Genomic DNA, 23856 nt, shown 5'->3' with positions numbered 1-23856 from the left:
CTTTTTTCCATTTACCAGTTCCTAAATGTTTCTCCTATTTTGCCCCATCAGAGAGAATGTGTTTGTTATCAATACCGATCCTCTTCTTATCCCCTTTTCTTTTTTGTCAGCTGGACATCCGGCTGATTTTTTTTCGGGAAAAAGCGGCCTGGTGCCCCGTCTTTATTTTTCAAGCGCAAACATGATTTCCGCTTCACAGGCAAGCTCCCCGTCGACGGTGGCAACCGCTTTGCCTTTTCCGACCGGCCCTTTCAAGCGGATGATTTCCACTTCGAGATGAAGCTGGTCTCCCGGTTTCACCTGGCGTTTAAACCGGCATTTGTCAATCCCTGCAAAAAGCGCAAGTTTCCCGCGGTTTTCTTCCTTTTTTAACATGGCGACAGCGCCCACTTGTGCGAGCGCCTCCACAATCAATACACCCGGCATGACCGGATAGGACGGGAAGTGGCCGGCAAAAAAGGGTTCATTTCCAGATACATTTTTGATTCCAACCGCACGTTTTCCTTCTTCCACTTCAAGAATACGATCAATCAATAAAAAAGGATAACGATGCGGGAGAATGTCTTTAATTTGTTGCAAATCCAACATTGGCAAAAATCCTCCATTTTCAGTTTCAATCCGGGAGCGAACAAGGCGGGGGCAGGATCCAAACAGCTGCCTTCCCCGGGATCCGCCTTAAAGTGCAAGACAGCTGTTTTCCGTAAAAAACGAATCATCAGGAACGGATGTTATTTACAAGGCCCATCATCTGGTCGGACAATGTAATCGTCTTTGACTGGAACTGATACAACCGTTCTGTTTTCGTTAGCTCCGTTATTTCAGTGGAAAGGTCGACATTCGATTTTTCAAGCACGCCCTGCTGCATAGAAATCTGGCTGCGGGTTGCACCTGTCAAATCTGTGTACACATTTGCCGCATTAACGTTTTGCGGCAGTCTCAGCAAGTTGTTCCCGACCTGTTCCAGCACTTGCGGATTGCGCATTTGGACAACGCCGAGGTTAAAGCTTTCCCGCGTGCCATCACTGTATGCCACCTGCAAGGTCCCGTTTGGCCTGATCGCGTAATCTGCTACATTGCCCCGAAATGTAATCATCGCGTTATGCTCATCCAGGACAGGGTTCCCGTTCGCATCAGTGAGCACACTTCTATTGTTTCCGAGCGGGGACACTTCCAATGCGCCATTGCGCGTAAATGCCACTTCATCACTACCATTTGCCCGGGCAAGCACTTTTAAATACTGGTTTTCTTTTGTAAAGGCCATATCAAGGGCGCGTCCGGTATGTTCAAGTGCCCCCTGCGATGGGGAAATGACCGCTTGTGCCAGTTTTGCCCCCGTGCCGGTCCGGATGCCGTACGGCGTTTTTCTGCCTGTTTCTTTGGATGTATCCGGCTGGTTGTTGATTTGCTGGACGAGCAGATCGGTAAAGCTCGCCTGTTTGCTTTTATAGCCGTTTGTATCCACATTGGCAACATTATGGCTGATGGTATCGATTTTGTCCTGCAACTGCCTGAGCGTGTTCGTTGCTGTCAGCATGGATTGATTCATGGCGCTATTTCACCCTACCATTCTCCGTTATACTTTTCCTACGTCGTTTACGGCTTTGCCGAGGCTTGCATCATAAGCCTGCAGTACTTTTTGATTGGCTTCAAAAGAGCGGTAAGCACTCATCATATCTGTCATTGTTTTTGTCTCATCGACATTGGAAGATTCCAGGAAGCCCTGCTTGATTTGAAAGCCGTTTTGGCCTGCAGCCGGCAGCGCACCGTTATTCGCGAGCGTATATAAACCGTCGCCTGTTTTCTCAAGCTGTGCCGGATTTTGGGCGTAAGCAAGGCCGATCGTACCTGCATAGCGCCCGTTCTCCGTTACCGCGCCAGCCGCATCGACGGAAAAATCGGTTCCCCCTGTCCGAATCCGGCCCCCGTTTTCATCCAGCACATAATGGCCGGAAGCGGTCGTTAAATAGCCTTCCGGGTTTACCGTGAAATTCCCGTTCCGCGTATAGACTTCATGGCCGTTGCCATCATCGATGCGGAAGAACAGGCTCCCCTCCGGTGAAGCTTGATCGAATATGGCCAAATCGGTCCGGTTGCCTGTTTCTTCAAGGTCGCCCTGTTTAAAAAGCGGCAGTGTTTCCTGCATGTAAACACCGGTCGCAAGTGACCCGACCGATTTCACCACTTCGCCTGTTGTCCCGTTTTTATCCATATAACTGAGCAGCATTTTCGGGAAAGAGCGGATCGATGACTGGTCCGTTTTATATCCCGGCGTATCTGCGTTGGATAAATTATTGGCGAGCAAATCCGTTTTCCGCTGCTGGGCGATCATCCCGGAAGCCGCTGTATACAAACCCCGTAACATTGCCATTCACCTCGCTGGAGCATTCATCAAACGTTTGATTAAACGAGTTTTCTTTTTGAAATTTTATCGATATTTTCAAGCATGACGCCTGTTCCGATCGCTACAGAACTCATCGGATTTTCGGCAACAAGGACCGGTACTTTAATTTCTTCGGCAAGCAATTGGTCAATACCGTGCAAAAGGGCCCCACCGCCTGTTAAAATGACACCACGATCAATGATGTCGGCTGACAGTTCAGGAGGCGTTTTCTCCAAAACGTTTTTCGTGGCGTGGACAATGATGGATACGGATTCACGCAGCGCTTTTTCAATTTCAGCAGATTTAATCGTAATCGTCCGCGGCAAGCCGGAAACCATATCCCTGCCCCGGATGTCCATTTCTTCATTGCGGGCGCCCGGAAATACCGTGCCGATATTCATCTTGATATTCTCCGCCGTCCGTTCGCCGATCAGCAGTTTGTACTCCCGTTTTATATACTGCAGAATTTCATTGTCAAATTTGTCACCGGCCATTTTGATGGACGAGCTTGTCACGATGTCCCCCATCGATAGTACCGCAATATCCGTCGTGCCGCCGCCGATATCAACCACCATGTTCCCGCTCGGCTGGAAAATGTCCATGCCTGCACCGATGGCCGCCACTTTCGGTTCTTCTTCCAGGTAAACATTTTTCCCGCCGCTTTTTTCTGCTGCCTCGCGGATCGCTTTCTGCTCCACGCTCGTAATATTTGTCGGGCAGCAAATCAAAATGCGCGGTTTCGATAAGAATCCCTTTACATTCAGCTTGTTAATAAAATACCGCAGCATCGTTTCTGTTACGTCAAAATCGGCAATGACACCGTCTTTCAACGGGCGGATGGCGACTATATTGCCTGGTGTCCTGCCTACCATGCGGCGCGCTTCCTCCCCGACTGCGAGCACTTTATTGGCTGTTTTCTCAATCGCCACAACAGATGGCTCATTCAGCACAATTCCCTGGCCTTTTACGTGGATCAGTACATTCGCGGTACCCAAATCAATTCCGATATCCTTTGCAAACATGTATGTGCTCCTTCCTCATTTTTCAAACTTTTTTAGGACGATTTATCTATTCGAAGTCTATCATTGTCTGTTATCCCTGATTATTTATTTTAGCATATTTTTGCCGGGTTTCGGGATCATTTGTCAAATTTTATTTTCGGGTATTTTTCAAGCGGGGTAAACGGAGGGGATTTTACAGGGGCCGGTCTTTCAAAAAAGCGGCTTCCGCATGGGTGTCCTTTTTAATTTTGCGACAGCTGTTTACCGGATGGAAGCAGCTGCGCACTGTCACCGGAATCGTTCCCCAAACCGATCCGGTCCGTAAAAAGAAGCAACCGCGCAATTCGATTGCTTCTTTCAGGGATCATGGAGCCCTCATGAGCCGGAAAGCGCTGCTAACGGTTTTGCTGTTATTCTGTGACTGGATACTCTTCTTTTTTATATTTTTGCTTCGTTGCTTCCCCTCCGCGCAAATGGCGGACAGATTTATGGTAATCGAGGATATCCTTTACCTCATTTGCCAGTTCCGGATTGATTTCCGGCAGCCTTTCCGTCAAATCTTTATGGACAGTACTTTTGGATACGCCAAACTCTTTCGCAATTACGCGAACTGTTTTCCTCGTCTCCACGATATACTTCCCAATCTTGATAGTCCTCTCTTTGATGTAATCGTGCACACTACTCGCCCTCCCCAAAAATTGGATGTGAGGCGTGTGAAATGAGACTCGCTGGATTCAATTTTGTACTGGGTCCCGCAGGCTGTTCATGCTTGCGGCAGAAAGTGAAGCCTTTCTGATGGTGCAGAATATAATCAAGTCTGTAGCGAAGATGTTCCCGTCATTAACGATTCCTCACCTCAAACACTCTCGCTTTTTTGTCAAGTTTGTAACAGTTTATTAGCTTGTGTACCATTTTATGCAAGAAACTGCTTTTTTTACGGGAAGCAGGCGGAAAACATAAAAAAAGGACAGAGGTTTTCTGTCCTGTTTACAGCGCGGGCTGTGTTTTAATGACTTTTCTGGCTGGTTGATGTTTTTTCAGAAGACTGGCTTTGCTTAGACTGGCTGCTATCAGATGAAACTTCCGGCGTTTTGACGTCGCTGACCGTTTTATTGAAGTAGCCTTCCGGATTGACCGCTACATCATCTTTGCGGATTTCAAAATGAAGATGCGTCCCGGCTGCTTTGTTCAGCTCGCTCCGGCCGGCTTTTGCGATCGTTTGTCCTTGCTTAACCGTATCGCCTTCTTTCACCGCAATGTCTTTTACCGATTGGTATTCGGTCGTCACACCTTTGTCATGTTCGACTTCAATGACATTGCCCAAAACAGCGTCTTCCTGCACTTTTGTAACAGTGCCGCCCATTGCAGCGACAACGTCAAATGTTTTGCCATTTTTCATCGTAATGTCGACTCCCTGGTTCGGCTGGTACGTGTTGCCGTATACAACAAGTGCGGCTTCCTGGTCCTTGACGGAAGCATTCGCATCGTAAAACTTCTTCTCAATCGTGGCCAGTTCAGGTTTTTGTACCGGCATTCTGAAGTTTTCTACCGCTTTGTTTACTTCGATTGCTTCATTGCCGGATCCTTTCTGGCTGATGGATACATCGTTTTTAAATTTTTCTTTTGCCGAATGGGTTCCAAGCGACTGATACCAAATAATCCCTGTAATCAACAGCACCGCGCTTACTAAATAGATTGCCGGATAGACCCAGCGTTTTTTGAAGAAATTTTTTATGTTCTTTGGTTGAGAAGGCCGTTTCTTTTCTTCCTCTCTCATTTATCATCACCTCAGCAACCATTCTGAACATTTCTTCATTTGTTTATACATCAAGTTTAAAAAATTTTTGTCTCGAAAGGGGTTATTTTTTTGCTAGGGCGCCGGCTCCGGCAATTTGGCTGAATGGCTGAACCGTGACGCCTTGATAATAATACGCCACAATCGCTTTATAATCTTTCCCTTCCTGTGCCATGCCGTTTGCCCCGTACTGGCTCATGCCGACGCCGTGCCCGTATCCTTTCGTTGTAATTTCAATTTCATTTCCTTTTCTTTCCCATGTAAAATCTGAAGAAGGCAGCCCCAGCTTTTCCCTCACCTGCCTGCCGGTGAAAACTTTGCCGGCAATTTTGATTTTCGCCACTCTTTTTCCTTCTGTCCTGGATAAGACGGTTCCCGTATCATTCGCTTGCATCCGGACCCCGAGTTTTTGTTCAAACGCCGTGACAGGGATGGATGTGACTTTCTTGAATTTTGGCGAGGTTTGATCCCACGGGCTTTTCACGCTTTTTAAATATGGAACGGCATTGGACCAGTAATCGCCGGCATTTTCTGTGTAACCGTTGCTGGTTGAGAAAAACGCTGCATCGATCGGCTTGTTATGGTAAGTGATAATTTCGCCTTCTGTTGCAGCGACCGCTTTGTTGATTTTCTCCATTTTTTCCTGATACGCTTTCCCCCAAACGTTTTTCAGTTCATCCCGGCTCAAATATACCTGGTCGTTGACCGTATCTGTCACATTGGCATTATCCGGCAAATCCCTGTTTCCGCCATTTAACATCCGGTTGACGATGAAAGTGCGGGCAGTCAGTGCCTGGGCTTTTAATGCCTCAAGTTTAAACGTTGCAGGCATTTCAGCTGCGACCACGCCTGCAACATAGTCTTCCATTGGCACGCGGTCAACCTTTTTCTCCATGCTTCTGTATACGGATACCTGGACGGATGCCGCTTTTTTCTCCTCCTTTGCCGGTTTTTTTTCATGCAATTTTCCGCTCACCTTGTCGTTGTGGAACGGAAGGACGACGAGGGCCGGAATAAGGAAGGAAAAGGCGAGTACGAGGATCGCTGCGACTACAACAGGTTTGATTGGTTTCATGCTGACGCCTCCATATGGTCGAAGTGGTGAAAAGCCTATACTCCAATTTATGGGACGGGACAAGCATTTATGATTAAAAATGCATGCTAGAACGTTGTGGGGGACAAGCACGGGGCAAGCATTTGCCGGCACTGAAAAAAAAGCCACCGAACCGTCCGGCGCGCTTATGGGCAAAGGAGGAGAGATGCACATCGGAAAAGTTGCGGGGCGCACGCTTGGGGCAGGAGAGAACGCACTGGCCGGCGTTTCAGCATAAACTGTTCAACAACTATATGAAAAATCAGGACCTATACGTTTGAAACCGGCCCGTTTTGTCCATAATGGGAACAGCGGCAGAAAAATGGCGAAAAAAAAAACCCTGCACATGGGGAATATGTACAGAGGTTTTTATACAAACTAGAGATTGGCGTCAGCAAGCAACTGATCTTGTTTTGCCGGCGCAACTTCCGCTTCATCGTCGACCCTTTCAATGTTGGCCCCAAGTGCAGCCAGTTTTAAATGAAAGTTCAAATAGCCGCGATCCAGATGTTTTAATTCGGTCACCCGGGTGATGCCTTTTGCCGCCAGCCCGGCAATAATTAAAGCGGCGGCTGCCCGCAGGTCTGTTGCGGCAACTTCAGCCCCCTGCAAATTGCACGGCCCGTTCACAATAACCGAACGCCCTTCTATTTTTAAATCCGCATTCATGCGCCGGAATTCTTCCACATGCATGAATCGGTTTTCAAATACCGTTTCCGTAATCACGCTCGTGCCTTCAGCACACAAAAGGAGCGCCATCATTTGCGACTGCATATCGGTCGGAAATCCCGGATAAGGCATTGTCTTGATGTCTACTGCCTTTAATGTTTCCGGGCCGATAACCCGGACGCCGTTCTCTTCTTCAATGATGGTTACACCCATTTCCTCCAGTTTTGCAATTAAGGAAGAAATATGCTCAGGTACCGCACCTTTTACCAACACATTTCCCTTTGTAATCGCAGCAGCAACCATAAATGTCCCTGCTTCAATTCTGTCCGGTATGATGGTATGATCAGCAGCATGCAGCTTCTCCACACCTTCGATCTTGATGGTTCCCGTGCCGGCACCTTTTACATTCGCGCCCATTTCATTCAGGAAATTGGCAAGATCCACAATTTCAGGTTCTTTTGCACAGTTTTCAATGACCGTTTGTCCGTCAGCCAGCGATGCGGCCATCATAATATTCTGGGTTGCGCCGACGCTTGGAAAATCCATATATATTTTCGCGCCATGCAAGCGGCCGGATACCGACGCTTCAATAAAGCCGTTTCCCACATCTACTTTGGCGCCCATTGCTTCAAATCCTTTTAAGTGCAAGTCAATAGGGCGGGATCCGATGGCGCAGCCTCCCGGTAATGCGACCCTTGCTTTCCCGGTTCTTGCCAGTAACGGCCCCAGCACTAAAAAAGATGCCCTCATTTTGCGTACATATTCAAAAGGCGTTTCAATTGATAACTCCCTTGATGCATCTACAGTGATTTCATTCTCCAGAAACGTAACTTCAGCATTCAGGTGGCGCAGCACTTCACTGATTGTAAATACATCGGAGAGTTGTGGTACATCACGTATGATGCTTTTTCCTTCACTTGCCAATAACGATGCAGCGATCACAGGCAATACGGCATTCTTTGCGCCTTCCACTTGAACGGCGCCCTGAAGCCTGTTTCCGCCGCGGACGATGATCTTTTCCAAGAGTATTCCCCTCCGCGTCCATATTCTCTATATTAATATTCAATCGTAATGATGGGTGTGCCAATTACGACCGTTGTCTTACCGCTCAAACCGCTGTTTCGCAAACCGATTTGCACATTCATTTTCCGGTTTTTGGCATGGATATTTTCAGAAAACTTAGGCGAGTATCCGGAAACTGCATAAAAGTTCTTTTCTTCCATTGTTTCAGTTTCTTTCGCATCAAGACGTTTCAGCAGTTGTTCTTTTTTTTCATGTAACAAAACACGATCCATTTTATCACTGAATTCGCCTTTGATACAAGAGAAAACCATGGGCTTTTTCGTAAAAAGCGCTCGAGTGCGGGCAGATACCAGTTGATTGACTTTACGCATTTGCGCGCGGTCCCATCCTTTGCCATTCACTTCATAAATGATATACGAACCGTTTTCAGCATTTGATAGGGTCGACATAAATTTTACGGTTTCGACATAATGGCTTTTTTCCAGCTTGCCCGTGAGCACCTTCACATGCCTGTCCGTTTTTACCGACCAGTGCATTTCAGGGAATGTATCCTGCAATGTCTGCACTTTTTCGGCCCATTCCGGTTCGGACGGCGCCCTCAGGGGTTCTCTTGTATATAAAGACCATTCAGTGACTTTGCCGTTTAATTTTGCAATGGACGCCTGAAATAACTGCAATTGATCCGTAAAATTGGCCGCATCTGTCTTATTCCCCATGAAAATAAGTGTCAAACCTACAATTGCCAAAACCGGATATACAAATCGGAATTTCATCTTTGCGCTCCCCTCTCTCTTATTAAAAGTGTTAACAAGAGAGACGGCAGAAATACCAGGTAAAAGTCGTCAAGTTTTGACACCCTATACACTAGTATAATGAATTTTGTCAAAAAAGCATACCTAAATTGTATGCAACAGATGATTTTTTGGAAACAGGAAAAATGAACCATTTTCCAGCCTCAAAAGAACCAATCAATTGGAATTTTGAAACAATGCTTGACGACACCCGTCATTGGAACAGGAAATGCAGGCGCTGCGCCCACAGCAAATAATCAAGGAAAAAATTGCTGACGCTGTATCCGATTGCGACAGAAAGGAAAATATACAAGAGCCTTGCCTGGACAATGTGGTTTTTCTTTATGATCTTTTCAATGTGGACGGCTTGGAGGATCCAAAACGTCATGCCAATAAAAAATAAATTCACAAGGATGCTGAGCACTGCCTGCGTTCCGAATTCGGCTGTCATCTGTCCTCATTCCCTTCCTGTTTTAGTCCGTTCAGGCGCCTGCCCGGTAAATCAGCCGCTTAAAGAAAAACACCTTCCGAAAAAGCAGAAGGTGCCGTTATTTTGATCATAAAATGACAATATGGAAAAGCGGTTATCTGGAAAAGTGGCGGTAGACATCAATCCGGTTCATCGCGCGTTTTAACGCAAGCTCTGCCCGTTTAAAATCAACATCATCCTGATGGGACTGATGCAATCTTTTTTCTGCGCGCTGCTTTGCTTCTTCCGCCCGCCGGATGTCTATCTGTTCGGGGGTTTCGGCAGCCTGCGCCAGAATGGTCACTTGATTGGACCGTGTTTCCAAAATGCCGCCGCTCACTGCAACCACTTTTTCCTGGTCGCCGTTTTTAAACCGGACAACGCCGATATCAAGCGGCGCAACAAGCGGAACATGCCCGTACAGGATGCCGATCTCGCCGCTTTTGGCCTTTGCAATAACCATTTCTACTTCCGCATTGTATACCGGGCCGTCCGGAGTGACAACACTGGCTTCAAATGTCCTCATTTTGCTTCCTCCCGGTCCCGTATTATACTTTTACACCCATGGCTTCCGCTTTTTTCACAGCATCCTCGATCGTGCCTACGAGGCGGAAAGCATCTTCAGGAAGATGGTCGTATTTCCCTTCAAGAATTTCTTTAAAGCCGCGGACGGTTTCCTTAACCGGCACATAAGATCCAGGCTGGCCTGTGAATTGTTCCGCAACGTGGAAGTTTTGCGACAGGAAGAACTGGATGCGCCGAGCCCGCGCAACAATCATTTTGTCATCTTCGCTCAGTTCGTCCATCCCGAGGATCGCGATAATGTCCTGAAGCTCGCGGTAACGTTGCAATGTTTGCTGTACCTGGCGGGCAACATTGTAATGCTCTTCCCCGACAATTTCAGGGGACAATGCCCTTGATGTCGAAGCGAGCGGATCCACAGCAGGATAAATCCCCATTTCCGACAAACGCCGTTCAAGGTTTGTCGTCGCATCGAGGTGGGCAAAGGTTGTGGCCGGAGCCGGGTCAGTATAGTCGTCAGCAGGTACGTAAATCGCCTGAATGGAAGTAATGGAACCTTTATTGGTCGACGTAATCCGTTCCTGCAGCTGACCCATTTCGGTTGCAAGGGTCGGCTGGTAACCTACGGCTGACGGCATACGGCCGAGCAGCGCAGAAACTTCAGAACCTGCCTGTGTGAAACGGAAAATATTATCGATAAAGAGCAATACGTCCTGCCCTTGCTCATCACGGAAATATTCAGCCATCGTCAGCCCTGTTAAAGCGACACGCATCCGTGCGCCAGGCGGTTCGTTCATTTGTCCGAACACCATCGCTGTTTTGGCAATAACGCCGGAATCTTTCATTTCGTAGTAGAGGTCGTTCCCTTCACGTGTCCGTTCTCCTACGCCGGCGAATACGGAAATACCGCCGTGTTCCTGTGCAACGTTGTTAATCAGTTCCTGGATTAACACGGTTTTGCCAACGCCGGCACCGCCGAACAAGCCAATCTTCCCACCTTTGATGTAAGGCGCCAAAAGGTCAACGACTTTAATGCCGGTTTCAAGAATTTCAACCTGCGTGGATAATTGCTCGAAAGAAGGCGCCGGTTTTTGGATCGGGTCGCGTCGCACATTGCCTTTCAGTTCGCCGTCAAGGTCAATGACTTCCCCGAGGACATTAAATACACGGCCAAGGGTTGCTTCCCCTACCGGTACAGAGATCGGCGCACCTGTGTCCACCACTTCCATGCCGCGGCGGATGCCGTCTGTGGAAGCCATCGCAATCGTGCGGACGGCATCATCGCCCAGGTGTAATGCAACTTCCAGTGTGACATTGATATCCACTTCATTGGCATTTTTTGCTTTATAATTGATTTTTAATGCGTTATAAATATCAGGGAGCTGACCATTTTCAAACTTTACGTCAACTACCGGACCCATTACTTGCAGAACGTGTCCAATGCTCATACTGTTCCCTCCTAACTTGCTTGATGGCACATGCCCGTTCCGTTTCGACAAAAGAGCGGTTTGCCAAAACGGAAATTATTCCAGTGCAGCTGCTCCACCGACAATTTCCGTAATTTCCTGTGTGATGGATGCCTGACGGGCACGGTTATATGTCAATGTCAACGAGTCGATTAATTCAGTTGCATTATCCGTCGCATTTCTCATTGCAGTCATGCGTGCCGCGTGTTCACTTGCTTTGCTGTCCAGCAGTGCGCCGTAAATGAGGCTTTCTGCGTATTGCGGCAGCAAAACACTCAGGATTTCTTCTGCAGACGGTTCAAATTCATAGGAAATGAGCCGGTTTGTCGTCGTTACATCCGTAAGCGGCAGCAGCCTTTTTTCCGTCACATCCTGGCTAATGGCGCTGACAAAATGGTTGTAATACAAATACAACTCATCAAATGTCCCGTCTTCATACATCGCGACCGTTTTCTTTGTAATATTTTCGATATCCTGGAATGTCGGATGGTCAGACAGGCCGACAATCTGCAGCACAACATTCATCTTTAGACGCCTGAAAAATTCGTATCCTGTACGGCCGATAACAATAATCGCATATTCATCATCAGATTGATGGCGTTCCCGAATGGTCTGGGTTACAAGCCTTAAAACGTTGCTGTTAAAAGCGCCGGCCAGTCCGCGGTCAGATGTGATCACGAAATAACCGGTCCTTTTAACCGGGCGGGAAACAAGCATCGGATGCCGGACGCCGCCTGTCCCCTGGGAAATGCTGACCACTACATCCTGCATTTTCTCCATATAAGGGACAAATGATTTGGCGGACAATTCCGCACGGTTCAGTTTTGCAGCCGACACCATCTGCATGGCCTTCGTAATCTGGCTTGTTTTCTGCGTAGAGTTGATCCGGTTTTTTATATCGCGTAAGGATGCCACTTCACTTCACCACCCTTGTGAGTTAATCAGGATTCCAATCCCGGATTGAAATCCTTTGTCTTATCCGGCCCGTTTGCCCCGGGATGATGCTACAGTGAAAAAAGAACGCATGCTGCATAAGGGTAACGGGGTTCTCTGTCCAATTATTATTGCTGTTCAGATGCTACGAAGGTCTTTTTAAAAGCCTGAATAGCTTCTTTCATTTTTTCATCGTCAGGAAGATTTCCGGTTGTACGGATTTCTTCGAGCAGGGATGCCCGGTTCTGGTCCAGCCAGTCATAAAGTTCCGATTCAAAACGGAGAATGTCTTCTACTGGAATATCGTCCAGCAACCCTTTTGTTAATGCATACAGGATGCATACTTGTTTTTCCACTTTGATTGGCTTGTTCAGATCCTGCTTCAATACTTCAACCGTACGCTGCCCGCGTGCCAGTTTTGCCTGGGTGGCTTTATCCAGATCCGACCCGAATTGGGCAAATGACTCAAGTTCACGGTAAGAGGCCAGGTCAAGACGCAGTGTACCGGAAACTTTTTTCATTGCCTTGATTTGTGCGGCACCGCCGACGCGGGATACGGATAACCCTGCATTGATCGCCGGACGGACACCTGAGAAGAACAAGTCGGACTGCAGGAAGATCTGCCCGTCTGTAATCGAAATCACGTTTGTCGGAATGTAAGCCGAAATATCGCCGGCCTGTGTTTCAACGAACGGCAATGCAGTCAATGAACCTCCGCCTTTTGCATCGCTTAATTTGGCAGCACGTTCAAGCAGGCGGGAGTGCAAGTAGAATACATCGCCAGGATAGGCTTCACGGCCCGGCGGACGGCGCAACAGCAAGGAAAGTTCACGGTAAGCAACAGCCTGTTTGGATAAGTCATCATATACAACAAGCACGTGTTTTCCGTTGTGCATGAATTCTTCACCCATCGCAACACCGGCATACGGAGCCAGGTATTGAAGAGGCGCCGGTTGTGAAGCGGAAGCCGTTACCACAATCGTATAATCCAAAGCTCCGAATTTGCGAAGCGTTTCAACTGTACCGCGGACGGTCGATTCTTTCTGGCCGATCGCAACATAAATACAAATCATGTCCTGGTCTTTTTGGTTTATAATCGTATCAATCGCAATGGTCGTTTTACCGGTTTGGCGGTCGCCGATAATCAATTCCCGCTGTCCGCGGCCGATCGGCACAAGCGCATCGATCGCCTTAATCCCCGTTTGCAGCGGTTCGCTTACCGATTTCCGATCCATTACGCCAGGCGCTCTTGATTCAATCGGGCGGGTTTTCGTTGTGTTGATGGGTCCGAGCCCGTCAACCGGCTGGCCGAGCGGGTTGACGACACGACCGATCAGTTCCTCCCCGACCGGCACCTGCATGATCCGGCCTGTACGCCTTACTTCATCGCCTTCATGGATTTCGCGGTAAGGCCCGAGAATAATGATCCCGACATTACTTTCCTCAAGGTTCTGCGCAAGCCCCATGACGCCGTTGGAAAATTCCAGCAGTTCCCCGGCCATCGCCTGGTCAAGACCGTGTGCACGTGCAATCCCGTCACCGACTTCGATAACGGTACCGACATCGCTCACTTCAATTTCAGACTGGTAATTTTCAATCTGTTTTTTTATCAGCAAGCTGATTTCTTCAGCCTTAATGCTCATAAATCCAGCACCTCATTTCTCACTTAACTGATTAATGTTTTTTCAAGCCGTTCCAATTTTCCGCGCAAACTGCTGTCAAAAATAGAGTTTCCAATTCTGATTTTTAATCCGGCTAGCAGACCGTCATCCACGATATTCTCAATGTTTAAAGACAGCTTTCCGACTTTTTTGGCAAATACTTCGGATATCGCTTTGCTCTCGTCTGCAGAAAGCGGGCGGGCAGAGTAGACAAGTGCATCTGCAATGCCGCGTTCATCATTCACCCGTTCAATAAAAGCACGGCACACCCTAGGAATGAGCTCGTCCCTGTGCCGCTCAGTCAAGAGCAACAACAAATTCAAAGTGAAAGTGGATAATCCGGAAAAAATGTTTTTAAGGATTTCTTGTTTCTTTTCTATCGTCAATTTCGGAGATTTAAGGAGCTTTCGGAACGGTTCGTTTTCCTCAAAAACCTCTTTTACCGCCCGGACTTCTTTTTCGATCTCTTGAAGCTGCCCGTGCTCTTTTGCAAGCTCGAAAAGTGCCGAAGCGTACCGTTTTTCTACCGCCTCATTACTCATTTCATTTCTCCTGCCTCTTTAATAGAATCGAGTATGAATTTCTCGTGGTCTTTCTCGGAAATTTCTTTTTCAATCACTTTAGAGGCAATCATCACGGACAAGGATGCTACCTGTTCACGCAAAGCAGCAACAGCTTTTGCTTTTTCCTGTTCGATTTCAACTTTGGCTGCATCTTTCATGCGTTCTGCTTCCTGACGCGCTGTTGCAACGATATCATCATGCTGCACTTCTGCTTGTTTCCTTGCGTTTTCAATTAAATTCTGACCTTCAACGCGTGCTTCTTTCAGCAACTTGCGCTGTTCTTCCAAAAGCTTGGCTGCTTCTTCGCGGTTTTTTTCCGCCGTTTCAATTTCTTTTGCAATATGTTCCTCACGTTTCCTCATCATTTCGACAAGAGGACCGTAAGCAAATTTTTTCAATAGCAGAAGCAACACAACAAAGATGATGGCCTGGAATAAAATATCGCCTGTGTTGAGCTTCCCTAGCACAAATCCGAGTACTAAATCAGTCTGGGACACCCGGGTTCACTCCCTTCCACACGTTCTTAAAACATTCTTTCGCACCCTTTACCAAAAAAGAAGCAAAATGGTTCAAAGAAGATGGCCTTGAACCGCTCAAAACAAAAGCCACAACGATTCTTGGCTAAATCATAAAGGAAAGGCGAAGGTTTCTTAGAATCCGCTTCGCCGTCAACATTTTCCTTATCTTCCCAGTGCAATAAATGCGATAACAACCGCAATGATAGGAAGAGCTTCAACTAAGCCGATGCCGATAAACATTGTTGTCTGCAAAAGGCCGCGTGCTTCTGGCTGCCTTGCAATCCCTTCAACTGTACGACCGACAATAAGGCCGTTACCAATACCGGCGCCCAATGCTGCCAAACCAACTGCGATTGCTGCTGCAAGAATACCCAAACTCATGATAAGATTTCCTCCTTTGGAATATATAAATAGGTGATTTTTCAAAAATATAGAAATGGTTATTCCTCATGGGCAATCCTATGAGAAATATAAACCATTGTTAACATGGTAAAGATATATGCCTGGATCGTGCCGACAAAAATAGAAAATCCTTGCCATACAAGGGTCGGAATAATTGCTCCGATTGTCCCCCAAATGTTTGTATGCATCGCCAAAGTGCCCGCAAGCAGCGACAGCAACACTTCGCCGGCATAAATATTCCCATAAAGCCGGAGCCCTAATGTTAATGTGTTGGCAAACTGTTCGATCAGGTTAATCGGGACCAGAAACCATAACGGTTCAGCATAGCTTTTCAGATATCCGCCAAACCCCCTCTTTTTGACACCGTAAAAGTGGGACAGGCCCATGACCAGAACAGCCAGCGTAAGGGTAACAACCGGGTCGGAAGTAGGTGACTTCCACCAGGAATAATGGTCATAAACAACCATAAACGGCAATCCAAGCATATTGGAAACAAAGATATACATGATCAGTGTTAGACCCAGAATGTGAAAGACGCCGCCGGTTTTCCAGTCCATATTGCTTTTAATGATCCCTCTTACAAAATCCATGACCCATTCCATAAAATTCTGCATGCCTGTAGGTTTCAACGCCAACTTTCTTGTTGAGATGACCGCAATGATGAACACGATCAATGATGAGACAGTAATCATCATGACGTTGGACAGGTTAAAATACAACCCCATGAATTCAACTATCGGTTGCTTATGTTCCACCGAAACTCACCTCACTTTACTTTTTTCTTTGTTGAAGCAAACCTACAAAAAAATCTATCATAATGACCAGATAAGATGTCATTACGCCAATCACTACAGCTAAAAGATGAAACAAATCCGGAAAACGGAGCGCCACCGCCACCGCGAGGACAGCAGTCGCCATTCTCATCCCGGTACCGAGCGAGACCCTTTTTTTGCCTGAGGAAACATCGGTAACCGCCAATGTTTTCTTCACCATAAGCCATAAGTTAAAGAGGCTAACAGCTGTGCCAAGCAAAAGCCCGAGGAAAACAGAGCGGCAACCGGGAAACATCGCCCCCGTCAAATAAAGGCACAAAAGAATCACCAAATACTTGCGCAGCCTTTTGTAGATACGTAGAAGTTCCGGCATGCCTTAAACACTCCTGACAAGGGACGCCGATCAATTGCAGCACAGCAGGAAAGCGGTATGTCACTTCACCTGGCAAATCGCAACATTCTTAACCAAAACTTACAATTTGTTAAGGTTACGAGTAGCCTGCAGCTCCGGCTTTACTGGTTTTTCAGATTTCCGGCATATAAATAGTAGAATCCCAACCATATGAAAACCTTCTCATTATGTACACTTTTTTAGCATACAATAGCGCTTATCCAATGTCAATAGGAGTTTCCTTGATATCAGTTCTGAAGAGTAAATTCATCAATTTTTAGATGTTTTATGATAAAATGACTTATCCACATTTAGAAAATTTTTCCATCTATTTTTTCTGCTTTCAAAGTCAAAAAGAGCCGAATTTGCAAATTTCTTTTTTAAAATTGTGGATAACTTCAAAAAAACCTTTTTTTACATCACATCCTTTGCTATAATATAACCATTAAGTAAACCTTACTTGTATTGGCTTACTTAAATGGGTGAAATCCTCGTCTGTTAAAATGCGTGTCCGAAACGATTCCAACAGATTTGAGGATTTTTCTTTTGCCGTTTTTTTGAGTGCTTTTAAGATTGACGAACCTTTTTCAAACAGCTGTCTAATAATATCTGTTATTTGAACTAATAAATAATGATTTTTCATGGCTGTGTAGTTTTGGCTATTGGCATGTTCTATATTGTAACGATTATTTTTTTGTTCGTTAAATCCTTGATTTTCAATCTTCCAGCGGCTTCTTCCTGCAGCGATGAGTCGTTCCACGTTCTTTTTCGTGATTTTAATATCCGTTATAAATACATATTCTTTCGATTTCCCATCCTCTGTTTTCATTGTGGCCTCCATCAGATTGACCGTTCTGTCTTTGTAGGCAATATCATTCACCCAAACTAATGAATTCTGATCCTTACTTTGTTCCAGCTCTTTTATTGCCTTAAACTCCGTCGAGATACTTTTAATTCTCCCTTCCTTAAATCTGCATATATATTTCCATTTGTGCGCCCTGCACAGATTAAATACCGTTTCACATGCATAGAGACTATCTCCCAAGATACAAATCGGTAGTCTTTTAAATATTTTTTTTATTTTCTTTGCCAGCCTGTCGAAGGCTTTTAATTCACAATCTTGCTTAGAAACATTTTCTGATTCATTTTCGATAAATTCGGAGGCAATACTGAAGACCATATCCCCCACGACAAGCTTGGCTTCAAGTACATGGTGCATATAAAGTACGTTCGTTTCTCCTGTTTCTTTATTTGTATATGCCCGTCTCAGGCAGTGTTTACAATGTTTCTCATGAAAGGTGTGTAATCCAGTTCCATCAATGATGACACCCCAGTACTTTCCTTCAATTCGATAAGACTCGAGAGACCTTTTTTTCAATAATTCTTTAATCATATACGTTCTAATTTTTTCTAATTCATTTACATCTAAGCCAGATAAAAAGTCGTTAATTGTATCATAATGTGGAAGTTCTTCAAGAGAATCTAAGCCTAACACCTTCCCTACATTTTTAATACATTCTTCTTTATTAAAACTCTCACTCATGTTTCTCATGGATTTTAGGCCGGTCATATTTTTCAACATCATCGTAAATAAAAGGACCTCTGGACCATAAGTGATATAGCTTTGATGTCGGTGGTCTGCTACCTTTTTTAGGTTATTCATCAGGTCTTTGAAAAAATGCTTCTGAATTTTAAGGAACTCGAAAAAATAATTTGCTTCTTTTTCACGATTTCTTTTTTCTTTTCTAGTAACCAAAATAAAAACCCCCTCAAAACAGCCAAGTTTAATTAGGGCTTGCTGAACGAATCAAATTTTAGCTTGTATTCGACTTGTCACTAAGCCATGCCAAAATATTCGTCCAGCAAGCTCTAATTATTTAAATTATTACATATTTGGCCGCTTTTTTGGGAGGTGAATATTTAAATTATCACGAAAAATTTTTACTCCTCAGAGCTGTGAAATAAAATCAACATTTAAAGAGTTGAATATGTTGAAACACTTGCGAATCGCCGGTATTACGAAGTCCTTTGGTTTTTCTTGTGCCTACATTTTTCAATTGACTTTTTGTATGATCTTTGAAAACAAAAACTGGTTCAGGATGTTGGAAAATAAGAAAGCTACAGACATTCCAGCCAAAGATACCGTTTATCGGTTTCTCAACCAATCAACGTTCAACTGGCGTCGTTTCCTCCTTTCACTGGTTGCCTCAGTGATTGGAAAAGTTTCGAAATTGACACGTCATGACCGTCCGAAAGTATTGATTTTAGATGATTCATCTTATGACCGGAACCGAAGCAAACACGTTGAGCTCCTGGCTCGCTGCTTTGATCATGCATCTCAAAAAATGCGTTTTTACAAAGGATTCCGCATGTTGACATTAGGATGGTCTGATGGCGCAACATTCCTACCCGTTGACTTCTCATTATTGAGTTCGAAAAAGAGCCAGATCAACGGCATATCCGAAAATATCGATAAACGCAGCTCCGGTTATAAGCGCCGAAAAGAAGCATTACAAACGGCACCAGAACAGATTCCCGGCATGATTGCCCGGGCGATGAATTCTGGTATCGATGCTTCCTATGTTCTAATGGATTCGTGGTTCACCCAACAACCTCTCATCAAGGAGATTACAGAACAAGGTCTTGACGTAATTGGTATGGTCAAAAAATTAAAACAACGCTATTTTGTCGATGGTAAGCGTGTTAGCCTAGATGAATTGTATCGTCTAGCTAAACCGACTAGTGGAAAGAAAGGAATCTTGCGTTCCATCCATACAACGCAGGCCAATGGCGTGCCAATTAAAGTTGTCTTTGTTCGCAACCGCAACAAGAAAAGCGACTGGTTGGCGATTTTGAGTACAGACTGTACACTGAGTGACCAGGAAATCATCCGTATTTACGGGATGCGTTGGGATATTGAGGTTTTCTTCAAAACAACAAAGTCCCTATTAAAACTACAAAAGGAATTCCAGAGTCGTTCATATGACGCGCTTATCAGCCACACGACCATTGTGTTTGCAAGGTATATTGTCTTGTCATGGCAAAACCGTTGCAGTGTAGATGACAGAACATTAAGTGGCATGTTTTATGAATTATGTGATGAAATAGATGACCTTGATTGGGCTGTTGCATTGCAGCAGTTAGTCGAGATTCTTGAAGATACTCTGGATAAAAGTAATAAGAAAATTCAACAACTGATCAAAAGTCAACTACAACAATGGATTGCGGGTCTGCCGAATTATATCAAGGTATACCTACCTGTTTCAGTCTGCGAAAGTTGAGTGATTGAAATCAAGTGTTTTTTGCGTTAAAGTAACCATATAAAGAATCCTTTCTGTTTGGTTTTTGTTTTGGTTACTTTAACTTTAACAGAAATGGATTCTTTTTTCATTTTTTTAATGAATTACAATAAAGCCGAAAAGACTTGGTAATCCATAAGTTATAATAAGTTTCTGAATTTCTGTGAATAATTCAGGTTAAAGTTTCCTTTTTTATGTTTATCCTTGGGCTTATTCTTTTTATAATTGCTATTACCCTATTTTTAACAGGCCAAGATATAAAATATTATACTCGTTTTCACCATTGGGGTTGGTTTGCTTGGGGTATTAGCTTCTTAGCAAGTATTGTTTCTTTTATTAGAAAAGAGCCTGGAAAGTTAAAAATGATTCCTTATATTGGCGCTCTTATTTTCGGAGTTATTATAGTAATATGTCTTCTGTACTGGAGCTTTCATTTTGTATAGAATTTGTGGAGGGAACCAGCATTGTCCTTCACAATGGCGATGAGGATACCGCCATGCAACCTGTCTTTCACAATAGGGGCGAAGGACACAGAGAAGAATCCCGCTGCGGAAAATATCTTTCACTACGGGAATGAAGGACACACGGAAAAGCTCCGCCAAGCCAAATGTCCTTATAACGGGGATGAAGGACAAAAGGAGAATCGCCGGCGCCCCAAATGTCCTTCATAACGGGGATGAAAGACAAAAAGAGAATCCCCGTCTCCCGAAATGTCTTTCACAACAGAGATAAAGAAAAAAGGGATAGCCCGCCGCGCAATTTGTCTTCCATAACAGAAAAAGAACAAAGCGGGAGCCATCCCTATACTTTTGTAAACCTGTCTTCAACCCTCTTATACAAACAAAATCACGACAAAATAAACGGCCATGGCGGCGAGACCGATTGGGAGGCCGAACCGGGCCCATTCCCGGCTTGTGATGCGGAGTTTTCCGGCGGAGATTATATTCGGGATATTGCCGGGTACAAGCATGCCTCCGCTGATCAGCAGTCCGAGCAAAATGGCCTGTACCGTTTTGTCCGCCATTTTCGGGCTGATTTCTGCTGCTGCCAGTGTCGCATTGTCCAGCACGGCTGAAATCATATTGATCCAGTACAAAATAAACGGGCTCAAATCGAGCAGGAAGCGGTTAATGAGCGGTTCAAACCCAGCGCCGAGCAAGGTCAGCCCCATCACAAACAAGTAAATTTTCACTGTCCGTCCCGCAATTTCCACATAAGACTCTCGTGTATGCGCCGTTTTCAGCCCGATCGCCGACTGTTCGGGTTTGATCACAATGGCAGCCAGAATGCCGAAAATCACAACTGCGGAAATGACTTCCGGCCCGATCAGGCGGAGCAAATAGAAAAAGTCCTCCCCCAGCTTGCTGATCGCAAGGGTGGAGAGCGGTTCGCCGATCGGCGTCAGTGCGGCGCCGAGCCCGATGGAAAAGCAGGAGTAGACGACGAGCTGTGTTTCCGATTTCCGGTCAAGCCGCAGCACGCTGACAATCACGACTAAAATTAAAGCGGCAATAATAGCCGTGATGACACTCGAAAGCAACCCGAGAAGGATTACCGTCAAGGCAGCCAGAAGCGGAAACGGTATCCCCCGGTTAATGGCGGAAATCACTTTTTCAAGCGGCCGCTCCAGCCAGCGGAACAACAGGCCGGCTACAAATACGGCAATGGTGATGTTAACCGGATCTTCCAAAGCCTTTCTCAACAGAGGCTTGTCCAGGACACCTCCGGCAATGGCCGCAGCCCATCCCATGATAAACAAAAATATTTCCAAATTGCGCTCGACAAACGGCACAAAAAAAGGCAATAACAAGACGAGCGCCAGGATGATGATCAAAGCAGAAATCATCGGCCCAACCCTTTCTGTAAAAAAACTTATATAAAATGAACTTAAGTTTTTACATCAAGCTCAAGCATCCATTTGCATGAGAACTACTTTTTTGCGGCAGGCAATAGAGCGGCAATATTTTGTCCATTTTATATAGTTTTATTTTACCATAAAAGACATTTTCACTTCGTTTCACACCATGGTCTCCTGTTTTTTCCACCCCGCTACGCCTTCGCGTAAAATTTTACACATACGGGCCATGCACATTTCCGGGCATACGCCTATATACTAATACAGCCGGTAAGAAAAATGGCACGGCAAAGCGGCTTTTATGGGCTGCAGGAAGTAGAGAAATTCAGGAGGGGTGAGCCGGAATGTGCGGAATAACCGGATGGGTCGATTTTCAAAAAGACTTGCGGAGTGAACTGGAAACAGTCAAAAAAATGACAGAGACGTTGACCAAACGGGGACCGGATGATACGAATTACTGGCTTTCGCCACATGCGGCATTCGGCCATAAACGGCTCGTCGTTGTTGACCCTTTATGCGGTGTGCAGCCGATGACGCGGCAAAAGGACGGAAAGATGTATACAATTTGCTATAACGGCGAATTGTACAATACGGAAGATTTGCGCGCGGAGCTTTTGAAAAAAGGCTATACTTATCAGGGCCACTCGGATACGGAAGTGCTTTTAACCGCTTATATCGAGTGGAAAGAGGCATGTGTGGACCGCCTGAACGGCATTTTTGCGTTTGTGGTCTGGGACGGGAACAAGGAACAGGTATTTGCGGCACGCGACCGCCTCGGGGTAAAACCGTTTTTTTACAAAGCACACGGAAGCGGGCTTTTGTTCGGCTCGGAAGTAAAAGCGATGCTCGCCCACCCGGATGTGAAAGCGGAAGTGGATGAGGCAGGGCTTGCCGAAATATGGGGGCTCGGGCCGTCGAGAACACCGGGGACGGGAATATTTCGCGGCATGGCGGAACTGCGCCCGGCACATGCGCTGAAGATGGATCGTAACGGATTAAAAGTGTGGCGGTACTGGAACGTGAAAAGCGCGCCGCATACGGAGGCAGCAGAGGAAACGGCGGAAACGATCCGTTTGCTCATTCAGGATGCGATTGTCCGTCAGCTTGTCTCGGATGTCCCGGTTTGCACGTTTTTATCCGGCGGCGTCGATTCAAGCGCCATTACCGCCATTGCTGCAGGCCATTTTCAAAGGGAAGGAAAAGGGCGGCTGCATACTTTTTCCATTGATTACGAAGGGAACGACCGCTATTTCAAAGCGAATGATTTTCAGCCGGATGCTGACGGGGTATTTATCCGCAAGATGTCAGAAGCATTTGATACAGTCCACCATCATTGCGTGATCACGCAGGAAGAACTGGCCGAATCTTTAAAAGCGGCTGTTCTCGCCCGGGATGTGCCGGGAATGGCGGATGTTGACTCATCGCTGCTCTGGTTTTGCCGCGAGATCAAAAAGGATTTTACCGTCAGCCTTTCGGGTGAGTGCGCGGATGAAATTTTCGGCGGGTATCCGTGGTTCCGGCGCGAAGATGATTTGAACCGAGAAGGCTTCCCATGGATGCGGTCCCTCGATGAACGGATCGGCCTGTTAAAAGAAGGCTGGCAGGAAAAATTGCAGTTAAAAGATTACGTGATGTCGAAATATGAAGCGTCTGTTGCGGAAACGCCGCTTTTAGATGGCGAAACCGATTTGGAAAAAAAGCGTCGCCAGCTGTTTTACATCAATATGCTTTGGTTTATGACAACGCTCCTTGACCGGAAAGACCGGATGAGCATGGGGGCGAGCCTCGAGGTGCGCGTACCGTTTGCCGATCACCGGATTGTGGAGTACGTCTGGAATATACCGTGGGAGATGAAGATGTACGGCGGCAGGGAAAAGGGCATTTTGCGGAAAGCGCTGGAAGGCATTTTGCCGGAAGAGATTTTATACCGGAAAAAAAGCCCGTATCCGAAGACGCACCATCCGGCTTACACGGCAGCAGTGAAGCGGTGGCTCGGTGAAGTTTTGGAACAGAAAGATTCCATTTTGTATGAATTTTTGCATCGCGATCAATTAATGGAGTTGATGGAGACAGACGGGAAAGCATTCCGGACACCGTGGTTCGGACAGCTGATGACGGGCCCGCAGCTGCTTGCCTACCTCGCCCAGATCCATTACTGGTTTGAAATATACAGGATTGACATTAAAGCTTAGCCGGCTGCCTCAAGCCGGTTTTTTTGGATTTCAGACGCATTCGCATTGTCTCAAACATCA

General features: G+C 46.0%; 23 protein-coding genes. 2 read left to right on the top strand and 21 right to left on the bottom strand.

The genetic code is table 11. The features are described 5' to 3' along the window. Window positions 1-162: 162 nt before the first annotated feature. The 20 genes from fabZ to ABR335_RS01280 all read right to left on the bottom strand — a co-directional run bounded on the left by fabZ (window position 163) and on the right by ABR335_RS01280 (window position 18206). Window positions 163-588, bottom strand: coding sequence for a 3-hydroxyacyl-ACP dehydratase FabZ (gene fabZ / locus ABR335_RS01375; RefSeq protein ID WP_014096778.1), 426 nt, complete (start codon window positions 586-588; stop codon window positions 163-165). 127 nt (window positions 589-715) lie between these two features. Beyond that, complete coding sequence (locus ABR335_RS01370; RefSeq protein ID WP_014096777.1) at window positions 716-1546, bottom strand: flagellar hook-basal body protein; 831 nt, start codon at window positions 1544-1546, stop codon at window positions 716-718. A 27-nt stretch (window positions 1547-1573) separates the two neighbouring features. Continuing rightward, window positions 1574-2362, bottom strand: coding sequence for a flagellar hook-basal body protein (locus ABR335_RS01365; RefSeq protein WP_014096776.1), 789 nt, complete (start codon window positions 2360-2362; stop codon window positions 1574-1576). 38 nt (window positions 2363-2400) lie between these two features. After that, complete coding sequence (locus tag ABR335_RS01360) at window positions 2401-3402, bottom strand: rod shape-determining protein (RefSeq protein ID WP_014096775.1); 1002 nt, start codon at window positions 3400-3402, stop codon at window positions 2401-2403. A 389-nt stretch (window positions 3403-3791) separates the two neighbouring features. Beyond that, window positions 3792-4058 carry a sporulation transcriptional regulator SpoIIID gene (spoIIID, locus tag ABR335_RS01355; RefSeq protein ID WP_014096774.1) on the bottom strand — a complete coding sequence of 89 codons (267 nt, stop codon included), beginning with the start codon at window positions 4056-4058 and terminating at the stop codon, window positions 3792-3794. 329 nt (window positions 4059-4387) lie between these two features. Beyond that, window positions 4388-5158 carry a M23 family metallopeptidase gene (locus ABR335_RS01350; RefSeq protein WP_014096773.1) on the bottom strand — a complete coding sequence of 257 codons (771 nt, stop codon included), beginning with the start codon at window positions 5156-5158 and terminating at the stop codon, window positions 4388-4390. A gap of 82 nt (window positions 5159-5240) precedes the next feature. Then, window positions 5241-6251, bottom strand: a complete 1011-nt coding sequence (gene spoIID / locus ABR335_RS01345; RefSeq protein ID WP_017550311.1) for a stage II sporulation protein D — start codon at window positions 6249-6251, stop codon at window positions 5241-5243. 396 nt (window positions 6252-6647) lie between these two features. Beyond that, complete coding sequence (gene murA, locus ABR335_RS01340; protein ID WP_014096771.1) at window positions 6648-7961, bottom strand: UDP-N-acetylglucosamine 1-carboxyvinyltransferase; 1314 nt, start codon at window positions 7959-7961, stop codon at window positions 6648-6650. Window positions 7962-7993: 32 nt separating this feature from the next. After that, window positions 7994-8734 (bottom strand): YwmB family TATA-box binding protein, encoded by a 741-nt coding sequence (locus ABR335_RS01335; protein ID WP_014096770.1) that lies wholly within the window; start codon window positions 8732-8734, stop codon window positions 7994-7996. 232 nt (window positions 8735-8966) lie between these two features. Continuing rightward, a complete protein-coding gene (locus ABR335_RS01330; protein WP_014096769.1) occupies window positions 8967-9203 on the bottom strand; it encodes a DUF1146 family protein in 237 nt (78 codons plus the stop codon). Between the two features lie 133 nt (window positions 9204-9336). Beyond that, window positions 9337-9747, bottom strand: coding sequence for a F0F1 ATP synthase subunit epsilon (locus ABR335_RS01325; RefSeq protein ID WP_014096768.1), 411 nt, complete (start codon window positions 9745-9747; stop codon window positions 9337-9339). 22 nt (window positions 9748-9769) lie between these two features. Beyond that, window positions 9770-11191, bottom strand: a complete 1422-nt coding sequence (gene atpD / locus ABR335_RS01320) for a F0F1 ATP synthase subunit beta (RefSeq protein ID WP_014096767.1) — start codon at window positions 11189-11191, stop codon at window positions 9770-9772. Window positions 11192-11266: 75 nt separating this feature from the next. After that, on the bottom strand, window positions 11267-12124 hold the full coding sequence (gene atpG, locus ABR335_RS01315) for an ATP synthase F1 subunit gamma (RefSeq protein ID WP_014096766.1): 858 nt from the start codon (window positions 12122-12124) through the stop codon (window positions 11267-11269). Between the two features lie 146 nt (window positions 12125-12270). Beyond that, window positions 12271-13785, bottom strand: a complete 1515-nt coding sequence (gene atpA / locus ABR335_RS01310) for a F0F1 ATP synthase subunit alpha (protein WP_014096765.1) — start codon at window positions 13783-13785, stop codon at window positions 12271-12273. A gap of 23 nt (window positions 13786-13808) precedes the next feature. Further along, window positions 13809-14345, bottom strand: coding sequence for a F0F1 ATP synthase subunit delta (locus ABR335_RS01305; RefSeq protein WP_014096764.1), 537 nt, complete (start codon window positions 14343-14345; stop codon window positions 13809-13811). Then, a complete protein-coding gene (gene atpF / locus ABR335_RS01300) occupies window positions 14342-14863 on the bottom strand; it encodes a F0F1 ATP synthase subunit B (RefSeq protein WP_014096763.1) in 522 nt (173 codons plus the stop codon). The genes ABR335_RS01305 and atpF overlap by 4 nt, the downstream gene beginning before the upstream one ends. A gap of 183 nt (window positions 14864-15046) precedes the next feature. After that, window positions 15047-15259, bottom strand: coding sequence for a F0F1 ATP synthase subunit C (atpE, locus tag ABR335_RS01295; protein WP_026104500.1), 213 nt, complete (start codon window positions 15257-15259; stop codon window positions 15047-15049). 65 nt (window positions 15260-15324) lie between these two features. Next, a complete protein-coding gene (atpB, locus tag ABR335_RS01290; protein WP_014096761.1) occupies window positions 15325-16041 on the bottom strand; it encodes a F0F1 ATP synthase subunit A in 717 nt (238 codons plus the stop codon). Between the two features lie 16 nt (window positions 16042-16057). After that, window positions 16058-16432: an ATP synthase subunit I gene (locus ABR335_RS01285; RefSeq protein ID WP_014096760.1), complete on the bottom strand. Its 375-nt coding sequence runs from the start codon at window positions 16430-16432 to the stop codon at window positions 16058-16060. Between the two features lie 463 nt (window positions 16433-16895). Then, on the bottom strand, window positions 16896-18206 hold the full coding sequence (locus tag ABR335_RS01280; RefSeq protein WP_013858128.1) for a transposase family protein: 1311 nt from the start codon (window positions 18204-18206) through the stop codon (window positions 16896-16898). Between the two features lie 181 nt (window positions 18207-18387). Between ABR335_RS01280 and ABR335_RS01275 the strand changes: the two genes are divergently transcribed. Beyond that, entirely contained in the window at window positions 18388-19731 is a 1344-nt protein-coding gene (locus ABR335_RS01275) for an IS4 family transposase (RefSeq protein WP_434063206.1), read from the top strand. A gap of 850 nt (window positions 19732-20581) precedes the next feature. Here the strand turns inward: ABR335_RS01275 and ABR335_RS01270 are convergent. Further along, the gene (locus ABR335_RS01270) at window positions 20582-21595 is read right to left on the bottom strand and encodes a DUF1646 family protein (RefSeq protein ID WP_035183159.1); all 1014 of its coding nucleotides are present in this window, start codon (window positions 21593-21595) and stop codon (window positions 20582-20584) included. A 353-nt stretch (window positions 21596-21948) separates the two neighbouring features. Here ABR335_RS01270 and asnB point away from each other — a divergent pair, with 353 nt between their 5' ends. Next, a complete protein-coding gene (gene asnB / locus ABR335_RS01265; protein ID WP_035183161.1) occupies window positions 21949-23796 on the top strand; it encodes an asparagine synthase (glutamine-hydrolyzing) in 1848 nt (615 codons plus the stop codon). Window positions 23797-23856: the final 60 nt, after the last annotated feature.

Source organism: Heyndrickxia faecalis (genome assembly GCF_040267745.1).
In the GTDB taxonomy this organism is placed as follows: domain Bacteria; phylum Bacillota; class Bacilli; order Bacillales; family Bacillaceae_C; genus Weizmannia; species Weizmannia faecalis.
The sequence above is the reverse complement of the archived record's forward strand: the minus strand, read 5'-3'. Positions and strand labels throughout refer to the sequence as shown.